Annotated in this window: 20 protein-coding genes; 18 read left to right on the top strand and 2 right to left on the bottom strand. The window is 64.3% G+C overall.

Features of this window, described 5'->3' with window-relative positions:
- Positions 1 to 99 precede the first annotated feature (99 nt).
- A complete protein-coding gene (fsa, locus tag ACVC7O_RS15100; protein WP_458322942.1) occupies positions 100 to 753 on the bottom strand; it encodes a fructose-6-phosphate aldolase in 654 nt (217 codons plus the stop codon).
- A 117-nt stretch (positions 754 to 870) separates the two neighbouring features.
- Between fsa and ACVC7O_RS15095 the strand changes: the two genes are divergently transcribed.
- The 5 genes from ACVC7O_RS15095 to ACVC7O_RS15075 all read left to right on the top strand — a co-directional run bounded on the left by ACVC7O_RS15095 (position 871) and on the right by ACVC7O_RS15075 (position 7,116).
- The gene (locus tag ACVC7O_RS15095; protein ID WP_458322941.1) at positions 871 to 3,066 is read left to right on the top strand and encodes a primosomal protein N'; all 2,196 of its coding nucleotides are present in this window, start codon (positions 871 to 873) and stop codon (positions 3,064 to 3,066) included.
- 108 nt (positions 3,067 to 3,174) lie between these two features.
- Positions 3,175 to 4,407 (top strand): MFS transporter, encoded by a 1,233-nt coding sequence (locus ACVC7O_RS15090; protein ID WP_458322940.1) that lies wholly within the window; start codon positions 3,175 to 3,177, stop codon positions 4,405 to 4,407.
- A complete protein-coding gene (locus ACVC7O_RS15085) occupies positions 4,404 to 5,795 on the top strand; it encodes an MATE family efflux transporter (protein WP_458322939.1) in 1,392 nt (463 codons plus the stop codon). The genes ACVC7O_RS15090 and ACVC7O_RS15085 overlap by 4 nt, the downstream gene beginning before the upstream one ends.
- On the top strand, positions 5,795 to 6,670 hold the full coding sequence (locus tag ACVC7O_RS15080) for a 50S ribosomal protein L11 methyltransferase (RefSeq protein ID WP_458322938.1): 876 nt from the start codon (positions 5,795 to 5,797) through the stop codon (positions 6,668 to 6,670). Before ACVC7O_RS15085 ends, ACVC7O_RS15080 begins: the two co-directional genes overlap by 1 nt.
- Positions 6,671 to 6,774: 104 nt before the next feature.
- Positions 6,775 to 7,116: a hypothetical protein gene (locus ACVC7O_RS15075; protein ID WP_458322937.1), complete on the top strand. Its 342-nt coding sequence runs from the start codon at positions 6,775 to 6,777 to the stop codon at positions 7,114 to 7,116.
- A 137-nt stretch (positions 7,117 to 7,253) separates the two neighbouring features.
- Here the strand turns inward: ACVC7O_RS15075 and ACVC7O_RS15070 are convergent, their stop codons facing one another.
- Complete coding sequence (locus ACVC7O_RS15070) at positions 7,254 to 7,472, bottom strand: DUF1127 domain-containing protein (RefSeq protein ID WP_458322936.1); 219 nt, start codon at positions 7,470 to 7,472, stop codon at positions 7,254 to 7,256.
- A gap of 330 nt (positions 7,473 to 7,802) precedes the next feature.
- Here ACVC7O_RS15070 and ruvC point away from each other — a divergent pair, with 330 nt between their 5' ends.
- The 13 genes from ruvC to tilS all read left to right on the top strand — a co-directional run bounded on the left by ruvC (position 7,803) and on the right by tilS (position 17,856).
- The gene (gene ruvC / locus ACVC7O_RS15065) at positions 7,803 to 8,306 is read left to right on the top strand and encodes a crossover junction endodeoxyribonuclease RuvC (RefSeq protein WP_458322935.1); all 504 of its coding nucleotides are present in this window, start codon (positions 7,803 to 7,805) and stop codon (positions 8,304 to 8,306) included.
- Positions 8,303 to 8,962 (top strand): Holliday junction branch migration protein RuvA, encoded by a 660-nt coding sequence (gene ruvA / locus ACVC7O_RS15060; protein ID WP_458322934.1) that lies wholly within the window; start codon positions 8,303 to 8,305, stop codon positions 8,960 to 8,962. Before ruvC ends, ruvA begins: the two co-directional genes overlap by 4 nt.
- Before the next feature lie 27 nt (positions 8,963 to 8,989).
- The gene (gene ruvB / locus ACVC7O_RS15055) at positions 8,990 to 10,009 is read left to right on the top strand and encodes a Holliday junction branch migration DNA helicase RuvB (RefSeq protein ID WP_458322933.1); all 1,020 of its coding nucleotides are present in this window, start codon (positions 8,990 to 8,992) and stop codon (positions 10,007 to 10,009) included.
- Positions 10,010 to 10,046: 37 nt separating this feature from the next.
- Entirely contained in the window at positions 10,047 to 10,670 is a 624-nt protein-coding gene (locus tag ACVC7O_RS15050) for a hypothetical protein (protein WP_458322932.1), read from the top strand.
- Positions 10,667 to 11,014 carry a nuclear transport factor 2 family protein gene (locus ACVC7O_RS15045; protein WP_458322931.1) on the top strand — a complete coding sequence of 116 codons (348 nt, stop codon included), beginning with the start codon at positions 10,667 to 10,669 and terminating at the stop codon, positions 11,012 to 11,014. The genes ACVC7O_RS15050 and ACVC7O_RS15045 overlap by 4 nt, the downstream gene beginning before the upstream one ends.
- 3 nt (positions 11,015 to 11,017) lie before the next feature.
- Positions 11,018 to 11,413: a tol-pal system-associated acyl-CoA thioesterase gene (gene ybgC, locus ACVC7O_RS15040; RefSeq protein WP_458322930.1), complete on the top strand. Its 396-nt coding sequence runs from the start codon at positions 11,018 to 11,020 to the stop codon at positions 11,411 to 11,413.
- Positions 11,414 to 11,513: 100 nt separating this feature from the next.
- Positions 11,514 to 12,209, top strand: coding sequence for a protein TolQ (gene tolQ, locus ACVC7O_RS15035; RefSeq protein WP_458322929.1), 696 nt, complete (start codon positions 11,514 to 11,516; stop codon positions 12,207 to 12,209).
- A 3-nt stretch (positions 12,210 to 12,212) separates the two neighbouring features.
- The gene (gene tolR / locus ACVC7O_RS15030; RefSeq protein ID WP_458322928.1) at positions 12,213 to 12,689 is read left to right on the top strand and encodes a protein TolR; all 477 of its coding nucleotides are present in this window, start codon (positions 12,213 to 12,215) and stop codon (positions 12,687 to 12,689) included.
- Positions 12,690 to 12,698: 9 nt separating this feature from the next.
- On the top strand, positions 12,699 to 13,832 hold the full coding sequence (locus ACVC7O_RS15025; protein ID WP_458322927.1) for an energy transducer TonB: 1,134 nt from the start codon (positions 12,699 to 12,701) through the stop codon (positions 13,830 to 13,832).
- Entirely contained in the window at positions 13,829 to 15,160 is a 1,332-nt protein-coding gene (tolB, locus tag ACVC7O_RS15020; protein WP_458322926.1) for a Tol-Pal system beta propeller repeat protein TolB, read from the top strand. The genes ACVC7O_RS15025 and tolB overlap by 4 nt, the downstream gene beginning before the upstream one ends.
- 87 nt (positions 15,161 to 15,247) lie before the next feature.
- Positions 15,248 to 15,763 carry a peptidoglycan-associated lipoprotein Pal gene (pal, locus tag ACVC7O_RS15015; RefSeq protein ID WP_458322925.1) on the top strand — a complete coding sequence of 172 codons (516 nt, stop codon included), beginning with the start codon at positions 15,248 to 15,250 and terminating at the stop codon, positions 15,761 to 15,763.
- A gap of 4 nt (positions 15,764 to 15,767) precedes the next feature.
- Positions 15,768 to 16,604, top strand: coding sequence for a tol-pal system protein YbgF (gene ybgF / locus ACVC7O_RS15010; protein ID WP_458322924.1), 837 nt, complete (start codon positions 15,768 to 15,770; stop codon positions 16,602 to 16,604).
- Positions 16,597 to 17,856 carry a tRNA lysidine(34) synthetase TilS gene (gene tilS, locus ACVC7O_RS15005; RefSeq protein ID WP_458322923.1) on the top strand — a complete coding sequence of 420 codons (1,260 nt, stop codon included), beginning with the start codon at positions 16,597 to 16,599 and terminating at the stop codon, positions 17,854 to 17,856. Before ybgF ends, tilS begins: the two co-directional genes overlap by 8 nt.
- The last annotated feature ends 74 nt before the right edge of the window (positions 17,857 to 17,930 follow it).

The following is a 17,930-nucleotide window of genomic DNA, read 5'->3' as shown; positions in this document are numbered from 1 at the left end:
CGCGAAATCGCCCGGAAAATCAGAGGCGGGTCTCAAGAACGGCGAGGTGTTGCCAATGGGTGCCAGCGCCTGGACGGCGCTGGTCTTCATCGGCGGCGATCAGAGAATGTTCTGACCGGTCTTGGCCCAATCCGCCATAAAGGCCTCAAGCCCCTTGTCGGTCAGCGGATGCGCGGCGAGCTTCTTTATCACCTCGGGCGGTGCGGTCATCACATCGGCACCGATCAGCGCGGCCTCCTGCACGTGGTTGACCGAGCGGATCGAGGCGGCGAGGATTTCGGTCTCGAAGCCGTAGTTGTCGTAGATCGTGCGGATGTCCTGAATGAGGTCCATCCCGTCGAGGTTGATGTCATCGAGCCGGCCGATGAACGGGCTGATGAAACTGGCGCCTGCTTTCGCGGCGAGCAGCGCCTGGTTGGCCGAGAAGCAGAGTGTCACGTTGACCATCTTGCCTTCGCTCGAGAGCACCTTGCAGGCTTTCAGCCCGTCCCAGGTGAGCGGCAGCTTGACGGTGATGTTCGGCGCGATCTCGGCCAGCTTGCGGCCTTCGGCGATCATCGCCTCGGCGTCCAGAGCCACCACTTCGGCGCTGACCGGGCCATCGACGATGTCACAGATTTCCTTGGTCACCTCGAGGATGTCACGGCCTGATTTCAGGATGAGCGAGGGGTTCGTGGTGACCCCATCCACCATGCCCAGATCATTCAGCTCGGAGATCGCTTGCGTGTCGGCGGTGTCGACAAAGAATTTCATCGGTCGGGTCCTTTCGGCAGACATGTGAACGCTAACAGGTATCGGTCTTGCGCTTGGCTTTACCGCATGATCTGCGATGCTTAAACCCTCAAGCGCCATATTTCGAGAGTGAGCCTGTTGAGCCTGCCGCAATTCTACGACGAGGGCTGCCTGATCGGGGTTCTGACGACGCAGCCGCTGGGGCGGGCGCTGGACTATCGCGCGCCGGAGGGCGGCTGTTCGCTCGGTGCTTTCGTTGAGGTGCCGCTGGGTCCGCGCAAGGTGATCGGCGTGGTCTGGGGGCCGGGGCGCGGGGATTATGACCTGTCGAAGATCCGCGCGGTCTACCGGGTGCTGGAGGCCGCGCCGATGCGGGCGGAGATGCGCAGTTTTCTGGAGCGTGCGGCGGAGTACACGCTGACGCCCATGCCTGCGATGTTGCGGCTGGCCACGCGGGCGCCGGGGCTGGGCGATCCGCCGTCAATGCGCAAGATCTATCGCCGGGGGCCGTCGGAGCCCGACAAGATGACCGCAGCGCGGCGCAAGGTGCTGGAGGCGCTGGCGAATTATGGCGAGCTGTCGTTCACGCTGAAGGAACTGGCCGAGATGGCGGGCGTTGGGACGTCTGTAGTAAAGGGCCTGGTGGCGCAGAATGCCGTGGTCGAGGAGGAAAGCCCGCGCGATCTGCCTTATCCCCGGCTTGATCCGACGCTGCCCGGCAAGGAGCTGACGGAGGATCAGGCCGCAGGCGCCGCGCAGCTGGCCGAGGCGGTGCGGTCGGAGCGCTATGGCACAACCCTGCTGCGCGGGGTGACGGGGTCGGGCAAGACCGAAGTGTATCTGGAGGCGGTGGCCGCTGCGCTGTCGGCAGGACGGCAGGCGCTGGTGCTCTTGCCGGAGATCGCGCTGACGGCGGAGTTTCTGACCCGCGTGCAGGAGCGGTTTGGCGCAAGGCCCGCCGAGTGGCATTCGGGGGCCACGATGACAGAGCGGCGCCGGATCTGGCGCATGGTCGGGCAAGGCGATGCGCAACTGGTGATCGGGGCGCGGTCCGCGCTGTTTCTGCCGTTTCAGAACCTCGGGCTGATCGTCGTCGATGAGGAGCACGACACGTCCTACAAGCAGGAGGAGGGTGTGCTCTACAACGCGCGCGACATGGCGGTGCTGCGCGCGTCGATCTGCGGGGCGCAGGTGGTGCTGGCCTCGGCCACACCCTCGCTGGAAAGCTGGGCCAATGTGGAGGCGGGTAAGTACAGGCGGCTGGAGCTGACATCTCGCTTCGGCCCGGCGGTGATGCCCGAGATGCGGGCCATTGATATGCGGGCCGAGCAGCTGCCATCTGATCGGTGGATTTCGGGCGTTTTGCAGCGCGAGGTCGAGGCGCGCCTTGAGGCTGGTGAGCAATCGCTGCTCTTTATCAACCGGCGCGGCTATGCGCCGATCACGCTCTGCCGCGCCTGCGGGCATCAGATCGGATGCGATCACTGCGATGCGCGCATGGTGGAGCATCGGTTTCTGAAACGTCTGGTCTGTCACCAATGCGGCGAGACGAAACCTATGCCGCAGGTCTGCCCGGCCTGTGAGGTCGAGGGAAAGCTGGCCGCTGTGGGCCCGGGGGTCGAGCGGCTGGGCGAAGAGGCGGCGGTGCTGTTCCCGGAGGCGCGGATCGCGACCTTGAGTTCGGACATGTACGGCTCGGCCCGCGCGCTGAAGGCCGAAATCGAAGGCATCGCCGACGGGGCGGCGGATGTGATCATCGGCACGCAGCTGGTGGCCAAGGGACATAACTTTCCGAAGCTGACGCTGGTGGGTGTGATTGATGCGGACCTCGGGTTGCAGGGCTCCGATCTGCGCGCGGCGGAGCGGACGTTCCAGCTGATGCGCCAGGTGGCCGGGCGTGCAGGCCGCGCCGAAAAGCCGGGTGCGGCGCTGATGCAGACGTACCAGCCCGAACACCCGGTGATACGCGCCATTCTGGCGGGCGATGAGGAGCGGTTCTGGGCGGCGGAGGCGCGCGAACGTGAGGCGGCGGGGGTGCCGCCCTACGGGCGCATGGCCGGGATCATCCTGAGCGGGACGGATGTGGCGCAGGTCTTTGACGCGGGCAATCTGCTGGCGCGGCAGGACCGGCCCTTGCGGTCGATCGGCGCGCAGGTCTTCGGCCCGGCACCGGCACCGATCGCCCGGGTGCGGGGACGGCATCGGGTGCGGCTGCTCGTGAAGGCGGAGAAATCGGCGCCGCTGCAGAAAGCGCTCGCCACCTGGGTGGAGCAGGTGCGGCTGAAGGGCGATCTGCGGCTGGCGGTCGATATCGACCCACAGAGTTTTTACTGAGCCCTGGCGGTTTGGCGGCGCGGCCCCGGGCCAAACCCAACTTTTTCGCAGGGCAACTGTGCCTATTTGCATCTCGCCAAGGGGCATCAAAAGGCATATGGGTCGGCTATGGCCCAGTATGTGAGACTTTCAGACGCAAAGCGGCTGCCGTTTTGGCGGCGGCCTATTGCGCTGTTGTTTCTCATGGCGCTGGCGATGCCGATTGCCTTCAACACCTGGTCGGCGCTGCTCAATAACTTCGTCATCGAGGCGGCGAATTTCGATGGTGGTGACATCGGGTTGCTGCATACCGTGCGCGAAATCCCGGGGTTTCTGGCGGTCGGGGTCATCGCGATCATCATTTTCGTGCGCGAGCAGGTGCTGGCGTTGGTGTCGCTGATCCTTTTGGGCGCGGCGACGGCGGTGACGGCATGGTTTCCGTCGATGGGCGGTATTCTGACGATCACGATGCTGAGCTCCATCGGATTTCACTATTACGAGACGGTCAACCAGTCGCTGCAGCTGCAATGGCTGAGCAAGAAAGAGGCGCCGCAGATGCTCGGCTGGCTGCTTGCTGCGGGGTCAGCCGCGACGCTGGTCGCGTATCTTGCGATCATGGCGCTCTGGGACACGCTGCAGCTCACGTACAATACCGTTTACGTGGTGGGCGGCGGGATCACCGTGGCGATTGCCGCCTTTGCGATGCTGGCCTACCCGCAGTTCGAGGCGCCCAATCCGCAGGTCAAGAAGATGATCCTGCGGCGGCGGTACTGGCTCTATTATGCGCTGCAGTTCATGTCGGGCGCGCGGCGGCAGATCTTCGTGGTCTTCGCCGGATTCATGATGGTCGAGAAGTTCGGCTATGACGTGCATGAGATCACGCTGCTGTACCTCATTAACCTGATCGTCAACATGCTGGTGGCACCGCTGCTGGGCCGCGCCGTGAGCCATTTTGGCGAGCGCAATACGCTGGGGTTCGAATACATCGGGCTGATCATCGTCTTCCTGTGCTATGGCGGGGTCTATTACTTGGGCTGGGGCGTGGCCGTGGCGGCGACGCTCTACGTGCTGGATCACATCTTCTTTGGACTGGCGCTGGCGCTGAAGACCTATTTCCAGAAGATCGCCGATCCGGGTGACATTGCACCCACGGCGGCCGTGGCCTTCACGATCAACCATATCGCGGCGGTCTTCCTGCCGGTGCTGCTGGGCCTTTTGTGGCTGGCGTCTCCTGCGGCGGTGTTCTTTCTTGCCGCGGGTATGGCGGGGGTCTCGCTGGTGCTGGCGCTGATGATCCCGCGCCATCCCGAACCCGGTCAAGAGACCATCTTCTCCCGCGCGGTTGCTGCGCCCGCGGAATGAGCGATGCGCGGTTTCTGACCGGGTCGACCATGGGGCATGTGGTGCGGATGACCGCCACGGGCGCGATGGGGATCACCTTTGTTTTTCTGGTCGATGCGGCGAACCTACTGTGGATTTCGCAGCTGGGTGATCCGTCGCTTGTCGCGGCCATCGGCTTCGCCTACGCGATCCAGTTCTTCTCCGTTTCTTCCGGGGTTGGTCTGATGATCGCGGCGACGGCGCTGATCTCGCGCAGCATAGGGTCCGGGGACCGGGCCGCGGCGCGGCGACAGGCGGGTGGGGCCATTGCCATTGCGGTTGTGATCCAGTCCGCGCTTGCGCTGCTGATCGTGCTCTTCCGCCATGATCTGGTGGCGCTGGCCGGGGCGACGGGTGAGACGGCGGCGCTGGCAGCGCGCTATCTTGGCATGACGATCCCGTCGCTGCCGTTCATGGCGGTTGGCATGGTTGCCTCCGGCGCGCTGCGTGCTGAAGGGCTGGGTGCGAAGGCGATGTATGTGACGCTGGTCTCGGGCTCGCTTCTGATGCTGATTGACCCGGTGCTGATCATCTGGATGGGCCTGGGGCTTGATGGCGCCGCCATTGGCCTCTTTGCGTTTCGGCTGGCACTCATGGGGCTCGGGCTCTTCTTTGCGGCCTACCAACACGGGCTGATCGCAATGCCCGATCTGGCGATGGCACGCGGCGTGCTGCGGCCCTATATGGCCGTCGCTCTGCCTGCGATTGCGACGCAGATGGCGACACCGGCGGGCAATTACTTTCTGACCATCGTGATGGCGCCGTTTGGCGACGATGCGGTGGCGGCCTGGGCGGTGGTCGGGCGGCTGACGGTGGTGGCCTTTGGCGGCATTTTCGCGCTGTCAGGCGCCATTGGTGGGATTTTCGGCCAGAACTATGGTGCGGGCCTTTGCGACCGGCTGCGCACGACCTATCGCGACGCGCTGATTTTCTGCGCGCTCTATACTGCCGTCGCCTGGGCGCTGCTGGTGCTGGCCACACCGGCGGTCATCGCCGCCTTCGGGTTGAGCGGGCAGGGGGCCGAGGTGCTCCGGGCCTTCACCACCGTGGGTGTCGGCGGGTTCATCTTCGTCGGCGCGCTCTTCGTCTCGAATGCGGCCTTCAACAACCTGGGCAAACCGGGGCGCTCGACCGTGGTGACCTGGGTGAAAGATGGCGCACTGAGCTGGCCTGCCGCGGCTCTGCTCGCCACACTTTATGGTGCGCCGGGGGTGATCTATGGCCAGGCGGCAGCTGGGGCGCTGGTAGGCGGGCTGTCGGCACTCTGGGGCTGGCGTTTCGTGCAGGGGCTGCGCCCCGTACCGCCCGAGACGCTTGACCTTCCGCCACCGCGGCCCTACCCGAACCCCGACCGCTATCGGAGCCGCTGATGCCAACCTTCACCGCCCTGACCACCCTGCCCGGCAAAGCCGCCGCCGAGAAACTCGGGGCCGCGATGGAGCAGCTCGACCCCGAGCCCACCGGTGTGGGTGTCTTCGAGGTCGAGGATGGCTCGGGCCTCTGGGAAGTGGGGGGCTATTTCACCGACCCGCCCGACGAGACCGCGCTGGCGCTTCTGGCTGCGGCCACGGGCGCCAAGCCCTTCGTCGTCTCGGAATTGCCCGAGACCGATTGGGTCGCCCATGTGCGGCGCGAGCTGGCCCCGGTGCAGGCCGGGCGCTTCTTCGTCTATGGCAGCCATGATGCGGATCAGGTGCCCGCCGAAGCAGAACCGTTGCTGATCGAAGCGGCGATGGCCTTTGGCACCGGGCACCATGGCACCACGCTGGGCTGTTTGCGCGCGCTGGACCGGCTGATGGGGCAGGGCGTGGTGGGGCAGGCGGTTGTCGACATCGGCTGTGGCACTGCCGTGCTGGCGATGGCGGCAGCGCGTGTCTGGCCGAACCCGGTGCTGGCCAGCGATATCGACGAAGTGGCCGTGGAGGTGGCGCGCAGCAACGTGGTGGCCAACGGTCTCGACGGGCGGGTACGCTGTGTCGAGGCGGCCGGATTCGACCACCCTGAGCTGCGGGCCGCGAGCCCCTTTGACCTGATCTTTGCCAATATCTTAAAGGGTCCGCTGGTGGCGCTGGCGCCCGATATGGCCGCCCATCTGCGCCCCGGCGGACATGCGATTCTCTCCGGTATTCTGAACGAGCAGGCCGATGAGGTGATTGCGATTTATGCCCGCCACGGGATCAATCTGGAGCACCGCGAAGAGATTGTTGACTGGACAACGCTTACCCTGAGTAGAGATCTGCCTTAATTGCCCCATTTCCGCCACATTTGGGGCATTTGCCTTGAATTTTAGGCGGATTATCCGCAGATTCTAAGAGATTTTGGTGGGGGCCTGATCGTCAGGAGAGTGTGGTGACAGATTACGCTCAATTTGAAAAACGCCGTGCGGCGCTCAGCGATAAGCACAAGAAGCTGGCGCGTGGTTATACGGCCAAGATCGGCAAGGACGGGCTGATCACCGTCGAGCCCAGACGCGTGCGTCTGCCCTTTAGACCGCGCGTGGTGGTCTTTGTGCTCGCAGGCGTGTTCCTGTTCAAATCCCTGATGATCGTATCCACTGGCCTCGGCACATACGAAGGCCGGATTGAGGCCTTGCGCGCTGGCACCGTCTTCGAACAGGCCGCCGCCTGGGCCATGCAGCCTGATCTGATCTCGCGTGGATTGGCCGAGATGATCATAAAAGCGCTGCCGTGATCTGTGCGAACGGGGCTTGGTCCCGTTCGGGTGTGTGAACGAACGTCCCTCCTAAGGTGTTCACTGGTAAAAAAACCGCTTCTCCCTTTCGGAAGAAGCGGTTTTTCTGTGTGGGATCGTGAAGATCGCGCGCTGGTTTAGCGGATGATCTGGCTGTCCGCGACGCCGTCGATGTCCGCGCGGCTCAGACCGATATCTTCAAGTTCGCGGTCGGTCAGTGCGGCCAGTGCGTTGCGGGTCACGCGCGCGTCGTTCCAGGCGACGACGGAGGCGATGGTTGCGCTGATCATGCTGAAGAAACGGCTTGCAACGGTTGCGGAGCCATAGGTGGTGCGGGAAGTGTCAAAAGTAGCCATTGAAGCCGTCCTTTATCTGAGGGTGAACCGGTCATGCCGGTGTGTTATGAGCCGCAGATATGACTTGCCTGATTTTTGGGCAAGATGTGAAAACGCAAGGTCGATATGCATTCCGCGCATGGGTCCGATATGTGGTTAACGCGCAGTAAACAAAAAGAAAATCAGTTTACAGTAAGGTCGAAAACAGGCGGTGAAATGACGTATTTGACCTCTGATGCGGCTGGTTTGAGCCCGGATGCCGCTTGGGCCGGTTCGCACGGAAGCACTTTGCGGATGTTCGCCTTTCGTGCTAATGCATAAAAAACGACTAAAATGATCGGGGCAGGGCATATGACGCGGATTATTGGCATCGATCCGGGGTTGAGGACCCTTGGATGGGGTGTGATCGAGGCGTCGGGGAATCGCTTGACACACGTGGCGAATGGCCTGTGCAAGTCGAGCGGGGCTGATCTGGCCGCGCGTCTTTTGTCCCTGCATCAACAGTTGAGCGCCGTGGTGGCGCAGTTCGCGCCCGAACAGGCGGCGATTGAGCAGACCTTTGTGAACAAGGACGGGGCCGGGACCCTGAAGCTGGGGCAGGCGCGCGGGATTGCGATGCTGGTGCCCGCGCAGGCAGGCTTGAGCGTAGGTGAATATGCACCGAATGCGGTGAAGAAGACGGTTGTGGGTGTGGGCCATGCGGACAAGCGGCAGGTTCTGCATATGGTGCAGCTCCAGCTCCCGGGCACCGAGATCGCGGGGCCGGATGCGGCGGATGCGCTGGCGATTGCGATCTGTCATGCGCATCACGGTGCGGGGCTGCTGGGCGCGGCCATCGAGAGGGCGCGGGCATGATCGGCAAGATCACCGGCCGGATTGAGTACCGTGCTGCAGATCATGTGCTGATCGATGTGCGGGGGGTGGGCTATCTGGTCTATTGCTCTGAGCGCACGCTGGCGGGGTTGCCGGGTGTGGGCGAGAGTGTGGCGCTGTTTACCGATCTGGTGGTGCGCGAGGATCTGATGCAGCTTTTCGGTTTTCCGACGCTGGTGGAGAAAGAGTGGCATCGGCTGCTGACCTCGGTCCAGGGCGTGGGCGCCAAGGCGTCATTGGCCATTCTTGGTGCCTTGGGGGCAGATGGAGTGAGCCGGGCGATTGCGCTGGGGGACTGGAATGCGGTGAAGGCGGCGAAGGGTGTGGGACCCAAGATCGCGCAGCGTGTCGTGCTGGATCTGAAGGACAAGGCGCCGGGGGTGATGGCGATGGGCGGCACCGTTGCAGCGGCGACGGGCGAAGCTGTCGCGGAGGTCATCGAGACCCCCGCGCCAGCGGCCCCTGCTGCGCAGGCGCCCGCCTCGGCCCAGGCCGATGCGTTGTCGGCCCTGGGCAATCTCGGCTATGCGCCCGGAGATGCCGCGGGCGCTGTGGCTCAGGCCGCAAGCGAGGCACCTGAGGCGGATACGCCGGCGCTGATCCGGGCGGCGTTGAAACTGCTGGCGCCCAAAGGCTAGGGTGCGGCAGGTTTTGCAGGACAGGTGATGACCGATATCGACCCCACCGTGCGGCCTGATCCGCTGCCCGAGGATCAGGACCGGGCGCTGCGCCCGCAGCTGCTCGATGAATTCGTGGGGCAGGCAGAGGCGCGGGCCAATCTGCGGGTGTTCATCCAATCGGCGCGGCAGCGCGGTGAGGCGATGGATCACACGCTGTTTCATGGCCCGCCCGGCTTGGGCAAGACGACTCTGGCGCAGATCATGGCGCGGGAGCTGGGCGTGGGCTTTCGCATGACTTCTGGGCCGGTGCTCGCGAAGGCGGGGGATCTGGCGGCGATCCTGACCAATCTGGAGCCGCGCGACGTGCTGTTTATCGATGAGATTCACCGGCTGAACCCGACGGTGGAGGAGGTGCTCTATCCCGCGCTGGAGGATTTTGAGCTTGATCTGGTGATTGGCGAGGGGCCGGCGGCGCGGACCGTGCGGATTGAGTTGCAGCCCTTCACGCTGGTGGGGGCCACGACGCGGATGGGGCTGTTGACGACGCCTTTGCGGGACCGGTTTGGGATTCCGACGCGGTTGCAGTTTTATACCGAGGACGAGCTCTTCATCATCGTGGAGCGGAATGCACGCAAGCTGGGGGCGCCCGCGGATGAAGGGGGCGCGCGAGAGATTGCGCGGCGGGCGCGGGGGACGCCCCGGATCGCCGGGCGGCTTTTGCGGCGGGTGGTCGATTTTGCCGTTGTCGAGGGGGACGGGACCGTGACCCGCGATCTGGCGGATATGGCGTTGACCCGGCTTGGCGTGGATCATCTGGGGCTCGACGGGGCGGATCGGCGGTATCTGTTGTTGATGGCGGAGAACTATGGGGGCGGACCCGTGGGAATCGAGACCTTGAGCGCGGCGCTGTCGGAGAGCCGGGATGCGTTGGAAGAGGTGATCGAGCCCTTTCTGCTGCAACAGGGGCTTATTCAGCGCACCCCGCGCGGGCGGATGCTGGCACAGAAGGGATGGGCGCATCTGGGGCTGGATGCACCTCGGGGGCAGACGGATTTGTTTGAGTGATGCGGCAGGACAGTTGAGTATTTGTGGAAGGGTGAAGATGGACGCATCCGAGATTGAGGCGCTGTTCACGCGGGAGAGTGGCGATTTTGCTTTTGCGCGCTGGGGCCGCCCGATTGCGCCGGTGGTGTTTGGGGTCAGCGATGAGACGCTGAGCGTGATCAAGGGCGCGCTCGAGGCGGTGATGGTGTTGTCGGGGCACAAGATGGCCGAGACCGACCCGGAGCTGGGCAGCAACCTCATGGTATTTTTCTTTCGCGACTGGGAGGAGCTGCCGGAGGTTCCTGGCTTGGACCGGCTTATCCTGGAGTTGCGGCCTCTGGTTGCGCGGCTGAAGGCGGCGGAGGCCAATCAGTATCGGGTGTTCCATTTCGATGCGGATGGCGCGATCAAGGCCTGTTTCGTCTTCCTGCGCATGGACGATCATCTAAGCGCGGTGCCCGCGGAGACGCTGGCGCTGAGCCAGATCGTGCAATCGGTGCTGCTGTGGTCGGATACGGCGTTTCGGGAGCGCTCGCCGCTTGCGGTCGTGGGAGACAAGACCATTCTGCGGCCCGAGATCTCAGCGCTCATTCGCGCAGCCTATGATCCCGTGATGCCCCATGCGGCGCAGGATGCGTCCCATGCGCTGCGGCTGGCGGCCCGTGTGGGTCAGATGCAATGAGCGTGGATATGCAGGCCTTCGCCAAGGCGTGGCAGGCGGGGTGGAACAGCCATGACCTGGACCGTATTCTCGAGCACTATAGCGACGATATCCTGTTTCACTCCCGCAAGGCGCAGGCGCTGACCGGCAGCGGGGTGATCCGTGGGAAGGCGGCGCTGCGGGCCTATTGGGCCAAGGCGCTGGAGGGTCAGCCTGATTTGCTCTTCACCGTTGAGGATGTGTTTGAGGGGCATGAGATGATGGTGATCACCTATAAGAACCATCGTGGCGTGCTGGCGGCGGAGACGTTGTACTTTGGGCCGGATGACCTTGTGACGCAGGCCGCCGCCTGTCATCGGGAGTAGCCCATGCACCGCTTTCCGATCCGGGTCTATTACGAAGACACCGATATGGCGGGCATCGTCTATTACGCCAATTATCTGCGCTACATCGAGCGCGCGCGCAGCGACTGGGTGCGGGAGATCGGGATCGATCAACTGGCCATGAAGGCGGAGGGTGTCGTGTTTGCCGTGCGACGGGTCGAGGCGGATTACATGCAGCCCGCGCGGTTTGATGATCGGTTGGAGGTCGAGACCACGCTCCGCAAGCTGACGCCAGCGCGCATGATCATGTCTCAGACCGTGCGGCGCGGCGGCGACGTCCTCTTTACTGCAGAGGTCACAATTGCCTGTATCGGGCCGGGCGGAAAGCCCGCGCGGCTTCCAGCAGAACTTCGCGCATTACCAATAACCCCGGCGTCATGACAGCATAGTGATAGCAATCCGCATTGTTCTTCGATAGAATCGCGTGAAATTGAGGTCGGCCAAACGACCCACGAGCGGTGAATAGTAAAGAGCAGGCATCATGGAAGCAGAAACGCTGGCACTGGCGCATGAGATTGATTTCTCATTCTGGGGGCTCTTCATGCGCGCCACCCTCATCGTCAAAATCGTTATGATCATGTTGATCGTGGCCTCTTTCTGGTCGTGGTCGATCATCGTGATGAAGCTGTTGGTCTACCGGCGCGCGCGGGCGGAAGCGGAGGCCTTTGATCGCGAATTCTGGTCGGGGGAGCCACTGGATGGGCTGTTCGAGACCATCGGGCCCGCGCCGTCGGGCAGTTCGGAGAAGATTTTTGCCGCTGGCATGACGGAATGGCGGCGCTCGCACCGGGATGATGGCGGGCTGATCGCGGGGGCGACCTCGCGCATCGACCGGTCGATGGATGTGGCGATCAACAAGGAGGCGGACTATCTGCGGGGCGGGCTGACGGTGCTGGCCACGGTGGGATCGTCGACGCCGTTCATCGGGCTTTTCGGCACGGTGATCGGGATCATGAACGCCTTCATCGAGATTGCCGAGCAGCAGAACACAAATCTCGCCGTCGTCGCCCCAGGGATCGCCGAGGCGTTGCTGGCCACGGGGCTGGGGCTGTTGGCCGCGATCCCGGCGGTGATCTTTTACAACAAGCTCAGTGCAGATTGTGATAAGATCCTCTCGGGGTACGAGGCGTTTGCGGATGAGTTCGCGACGATCCTCAGCCGCCAGTTGGACGGGTGAGCCATGGGTGCGGGTGTCATTCAGAACAAGGGTGAGGGCACGCGGCGCCGCAGGCGCGGGCGGGCCAAGGCCGCGCCCATGTCCGAGATCAACGTCACGCCCTTTGTGGACGTCATGCTGGTGCTGCTGATCATCTTCATGGTGGCGGCCCCGTTACTGACCGTGGGCGTGCCGGTGGAGCTGCCGAAGACGGCGGCGGGCGCGCTGCCGACCGATCAGGAAGAGCCGCTGACCATCACCATCACCGCTGAGGGTGCGGTGCAGATTCAGACCACCGATACAGCGCGGGACGAGCTGGTGCCGAAGCTGCGCGCCATCGCCGCCGAGCGGACGACCGATCAGATCTTCCTGCGGGCGGATGGCGCGGTGCCCTATGCGCAGGTGATGGAGGTGATGGGGGCGCTGAATGCAGGGGGGTTTGCCAACATCGGGCTGGTCACGGACATCGGCGGGCCGACGCTGGACGGTCAGGACCAGTAGGGCCCGGCTGTGCACATCGGCCACTATATCTCAGGGGCGGGTCACACGGCTCTGATCGGGCTCCTGATTTTCGGAGACGTCTTTGCGGCGGAACCTTTGCCGTTTGAGGCGACGCCGGTGTCGGTGATTTCGGGCGCGGAATATGCGGCCCTTGTGGCGCAAGGCCAGGCACCGCAATCCACCACCGAGGTGGCGCAGCCCTCGAGCCCCGAGGTCACGCCTGATGCGCCCGAGATTGCGGCGACGGAAGACAGCGTAAACGATCAATCGGTGCCCGCGCCCGCCGAGACACCAAGCGTCGAGGACGCGCCGGATGTCTCTCAGATCGAACCGCTGCCGCAAGCGGACGTGAGTGATGAGGCGCCGGTTCTGCCGGAGCCACCCGCGGATGTCGCAGTGCTGGTGCCCGAGGTGAGCGACACGCCCGTGCCCGAGGCCGCTGAGCGCGTGGCCCCCGAGGCCGTCGCCCAGCCGGACCCCGAGGCGACCCCCGACCCTGTAGAGCAGGAGGCGGTGGCGCCGGATGAGGCGGGAGAGAGCCCGCAGGAGCCCGCCGAGGCGACGGCCCCTGAAGCCGCAGCCACCGAGATCGTGACCGAGGCAGAGCGCCCCAGCGCCGTGCCCGAGACGTCGATCCGCCCGCCCGCCCGCCGTCCGGACGCGCCTGTGCAGACGGCACAGCCTGCAGAGACGGAGGAGCCGGCCTCACCCGCCGCCGAGACGCCGGAGCCCGATGCCGAAGACCCGGTGGCCGCGGCACTGGCAGAGGCGCTGAGCGGAGAGAACACGCCGTCGAGCGCGCCGAGCACACCGCAAGGCCCGCCGCTGACCGCAGGCGAGAAGGACGCGTTGCGGGTGGCGGTGCAGTCCTGTTGGAATGTGGGTTCGCTGTCGACGGACGCGCTCAACACGACCGTAGTAGTGAGCGTCGCGATGAGCCAGGACGGCAAGCCCGTGACCTCCTCGATCCGGATGACCTCGAGCTCGGGCGGCACCGAGCAGGCGGCGCGGCAGGCCTTTGAGGCGGCGCGCCGCGCGATCATCCGCTGTGGCGCGCGCGGTTTCGATTTGCCCGTGGAAAAATATAGTCAGTGGCAGGATATTGAGATGACGTTCAATCCCGAAAGGATGCGTATCAAATGAAGATTTTCGGACTGGTATTGAGTGTGGCTTTGGGGTTGGGCGTTTTCGCGACAGCTCCGGCACAGGCGCAAAGCGAAGGCCCGCTGCGGATTGAAATCACCGAAGGGGTCATTGAGCCCTTGCCCTTCGCGCTGCCGGTCTTCGAGGCGGAAACGGGCGATGCGGGCGGTCTCGCGGCGCAGATCAGCCAGGTGGTCTCCGCCGATCTGTCGGGCACCGGGCTCTTCCGGGAAATCCCATCGAGTGCGTTCATCAGCCAGGTCAGCAGCTTTGCGGCCCCTGTGCAATACGCCGATTGGAAGGCGATCAATGCGCAGGCGCTGATCACTGGCGCGGTCTCGGTGCAGGGCAACCAGCTGGCGGTGAAGTTCCGGCTCTATGACGTGTTCTCGGGCGCCGAGATGGGCGATGGGCTGCAGTTCACCGGCACCACCGAAGGCTGGCGGCGCATGGCGCATAAGGTTGCAGACGCCGTCTACAGCCGGATCACCGGTGAGGGCGGGTACTTCGACAGCCGCGTGGTCTATGTGTCGGAAACCGGTGGCAAAGACGCGCGGCAGAAGCGGTTGGCGATCATGGATTACGATGGCGCGAATGTGCAGTACCTCACCGACAGCAGCGCAATTGTGCTGGCGCCCCGGTTTTCACCGGATGGCGGGCGGGTGCTCTATACCAGCTATGAGACAGGGTTCCCGCGCATCTATGTGCTCGACGTCGGCTCGGTGCAGCGGCGCGCACTGGAGAGCCAAGAGGGCACAATGAGCTTTGCACCGCGCTTCGCGCCGGATGGGCAGACCATCGTCTTTTCGCTCAGCCAGGGCGGCAACACCGACATCTGGGCGATGAATATCGCAGGCGGTGGGGCGGCACGGCTCACCTCGGCGCCCTCCATCGAGACGGCGCCCAGCTTCTCGCCCGATGGTAGCCAAATCGTCTTTGAAAGCGACCGCTCGGGCTCGCAGCAGCTCTACATCATGCCCGCGGGCGGTGGCGAAGCGCAGCGCATCTCCTTTGGGCCCGGGCGCTATGGCACGCCGGTCTGGTCGCCACGGGGCGACCTCATCGCCTTTACCAAGCAGAACGCGGGGCGATTTCATATCGGCGTGATGCGCACCGATGGTTCGGAAGAGCGGCTGTTGACCGCCTCTTTCCTCGATGAAGGCCCCACCTGGGCGCCGAATGGTCGGGTGATCATGTTCACCCGCGAAACTCAAGGAGAAGGCGGGCGGTCCTCGCTCTATTCCGTGGACATTTCAGGGCGTAACCTGCGGCCCGTGCGCACACCCGATGGTGGGTCCGACCCATCGTGGTCGCCGCTTTTGAAATGAGGCTGTCGAAACCGTTTCCAAGGGGCGGGCGCATGTGCTAAAACCCCAATAAAATAACAACAACATCGATCACATGAGGCAGAGAGCATGACACTCAAGGCTAAAATTCTTCTTCTCGTTGCGGGGCTTGCGCTCGCGGCTTGTACGAACCCGGATCGCTTCGGCGCGGATGGCACCGCAGGCGGGCTTGGCGGCGCCGGTGGCGCGGTTGTCCCAGGCAGCCCGAATGACCCCACATCGCCCGCCTATTTCAACCAGACCATCGGGGATCGGGTGCTGTTCGCCGTGGATCAATCGACGATCTCGGATGAGGGCCGCACCGTGCTGGACGGGCAGGCGACCTGGCTGCTGACCAACACCGATTTCACCGCGATCATCGAAGGCCATGCGGATGAGCAGGGCACGCGCGAATACAACGTGGCTCTTGGTGCCCGCCGTGCGAATGCGGTGCGCGAATATCTCGTCTCGAAAGGTGTCGCGGGCAATCGGCTGCGCACCGTGAGCTATGGCAAGGAGCGTCCGATCGAGATATGTTCCAACGAAGCTTGCTATGCCAAGAACCGCCGTGCCGTGACGGTCCTGGCTGCTGGACTGACAGGGTAGTGTGATGCGCATCTTTGTCGCTTTTGTCACCGCACTTGTCCTGCTCCCCCTCGGCGCGCAGGCGCAGGACGATCAGACCCTGGCGGATATCCGGCAGGAGATGACAGTGCTTTACGTCGAGATTCAGAAGCTGCGGCGCGAGCTGTCGACAACCGGTGGGGCCAATGTGAACACGGGCGGCGAGACGGTGCTCGACCGGATGAGCGCCATCGAGGCAGAGATGCAGCGACTGACGTCGAAGACCGAGGAACTCGAGTTCCGCATCAATCGGATCGTGCAGGATGGCACGAACCGGCTGGGTGATCTCGAGTTTCGGCTGGTCGAACTGGAGGGCGGCGATATTGCAGCGCTCGGGGAGACCACGACGCTCGGGGGCGATCTGCCTGCGGCGGTGACGCCGGCGCCGGGCGGCATTGCCACACCGGACCCGGCAGCGCCGCAGGGTGGCATCCAGCTTGCGGTTGGCGAGGAAGAGGATTTCAAGAAGGCGCAAACCGCATTGAGCGATGGTGACTATCAGCGCGCGGCTGACCTCTTTGCGAGCTTCACTTTGACCTACCCCGGTGGCCCGCTTGCCGCGGGTGCCGATCTGGGACGTGGTGAAGCACTGGAAGGCCTTGGCGACACCCGCGAGGCGGCCCGCGCCTATCTCAACAGTTTCAGTGTCGATCCCACCGGGCCGGTCGCGCCTGAATCGCTCTACCGTCTCGGGCGGTCTCTTGGTGGTCTTGGCCAGATGCAAGAAGCCTGCGTGACCCTGGGCGAGGTTGGGCTGCGCTTCCCGGAGAACCCGGCGGCCGAGCAGGCGCGGAGAGAGATGCAACGCCTGGGCTGTGCGTGATGTAATGCCCGGCGCGTTGAGCGGCGAGGTGGCGCAGCACCTCTTGCCGCACCCGCCGGGCGCCTTGGGTGTCGCGGTCTCCGGCGGAGGCGACTCTGTTGCGCTGTTGCATCTGTTGCACGACATCGCTCAGACGCACCCCATCCTGCTGCATGCGATTACTGTTGATCACGGTCTGCGGTCCGAGGCCGCGCTTGAGGCGGCGGACGTCACCGCACTTTGTGAGCGCTTGGACGTACCGCATACGATTGTGCGATGGACTGGCTGGGATCGTCAGGGCAATCTGCAAAAAGAGGCCCGAGACGCGCGGTATCGGCTAATTACCGATTGGGCGAAGGACCACGACATCACCACCATCGCCTTGGGCCACACGCTGGATGATCAGGCGGAAACGGTGCTGATGCGGCTGGCGCGGGGTGCCGGGGTCGATGGGTTGTCGGCGATGGCGCCGCGGCGGCTGTGGAACGGGATCACGTGGATCAGGCCGCTTTTGGGTTTCACTCGCGCAGAGCTGAGGGAGGACTTGCGGGCGCGCGGGGCAAGCTGGGCCGAGGACCCCAGCAATGATGACACCCGATTTGACCGCGTCCGGGTGCGACAGGCGCTGGACGTTCTGGCGCCGTTGGGCATCGACGCGCAGGCACTGGGACAGGTTGCGTTCAACATGGCGCGCGCGCGGGATGCGCTGAACTGGCAGGCCTTTCTCGAAGCGCGCCGGATCGCGCGGGTGGAGGCGGGTGCGGTGCGGATCGATTGGCGCACCTATCGCACGCTGCCCGACGAGGCCGCGCGCCGCATCCTGCTGAGCGCCATCGCTTGGATCAGCGGCTCAGGCTACGCCCCGCGTCGCCGCCCTGTTCTCGGCCTGATCGAGGCGCTGAAACAGGGCACTGGCGGCACGGTGGACGGCTGTCAGGCCTGGCGCGACCGGGACGCGCTGTGGATTTTCCGCGAGCACCAACCGATCCGCGATATGAAATGCCGCGTGGACGAGCTCTGGGATGGCCGCTGGCACCTGCACGGCGGTCCGCAAGGCGAGGGTTTGCATCTCGGCGCGCTTGGCGAAGAGGGTCTGAAACAGCTCGCCGACTGGCGCACGGCGGGGCTGCCACGGGATGTTCTGCGGGTCACACCCGCGGTCTGGCGCGGTCCGGATCTGGTCGCAGCACCCATGGCGGGCCACCGAAATGGATGGCACGCGAGCATCGAGGGAGGCGAAGAGGCCTTCTTTGCCGCACTTTTATCGCATTGAACATGTGCGCGCAGTGTCTATCTTAGCCAAGTAGTGGTACGATAGGCTTTCGTCCCGCGCGCACATTTTAGGAG

Source organism: Roseobacter cerffii, assembly GCF_054226325.1.
This window is presented reverse-complemented; position numbering and strand designations above follow the sequence as displayed.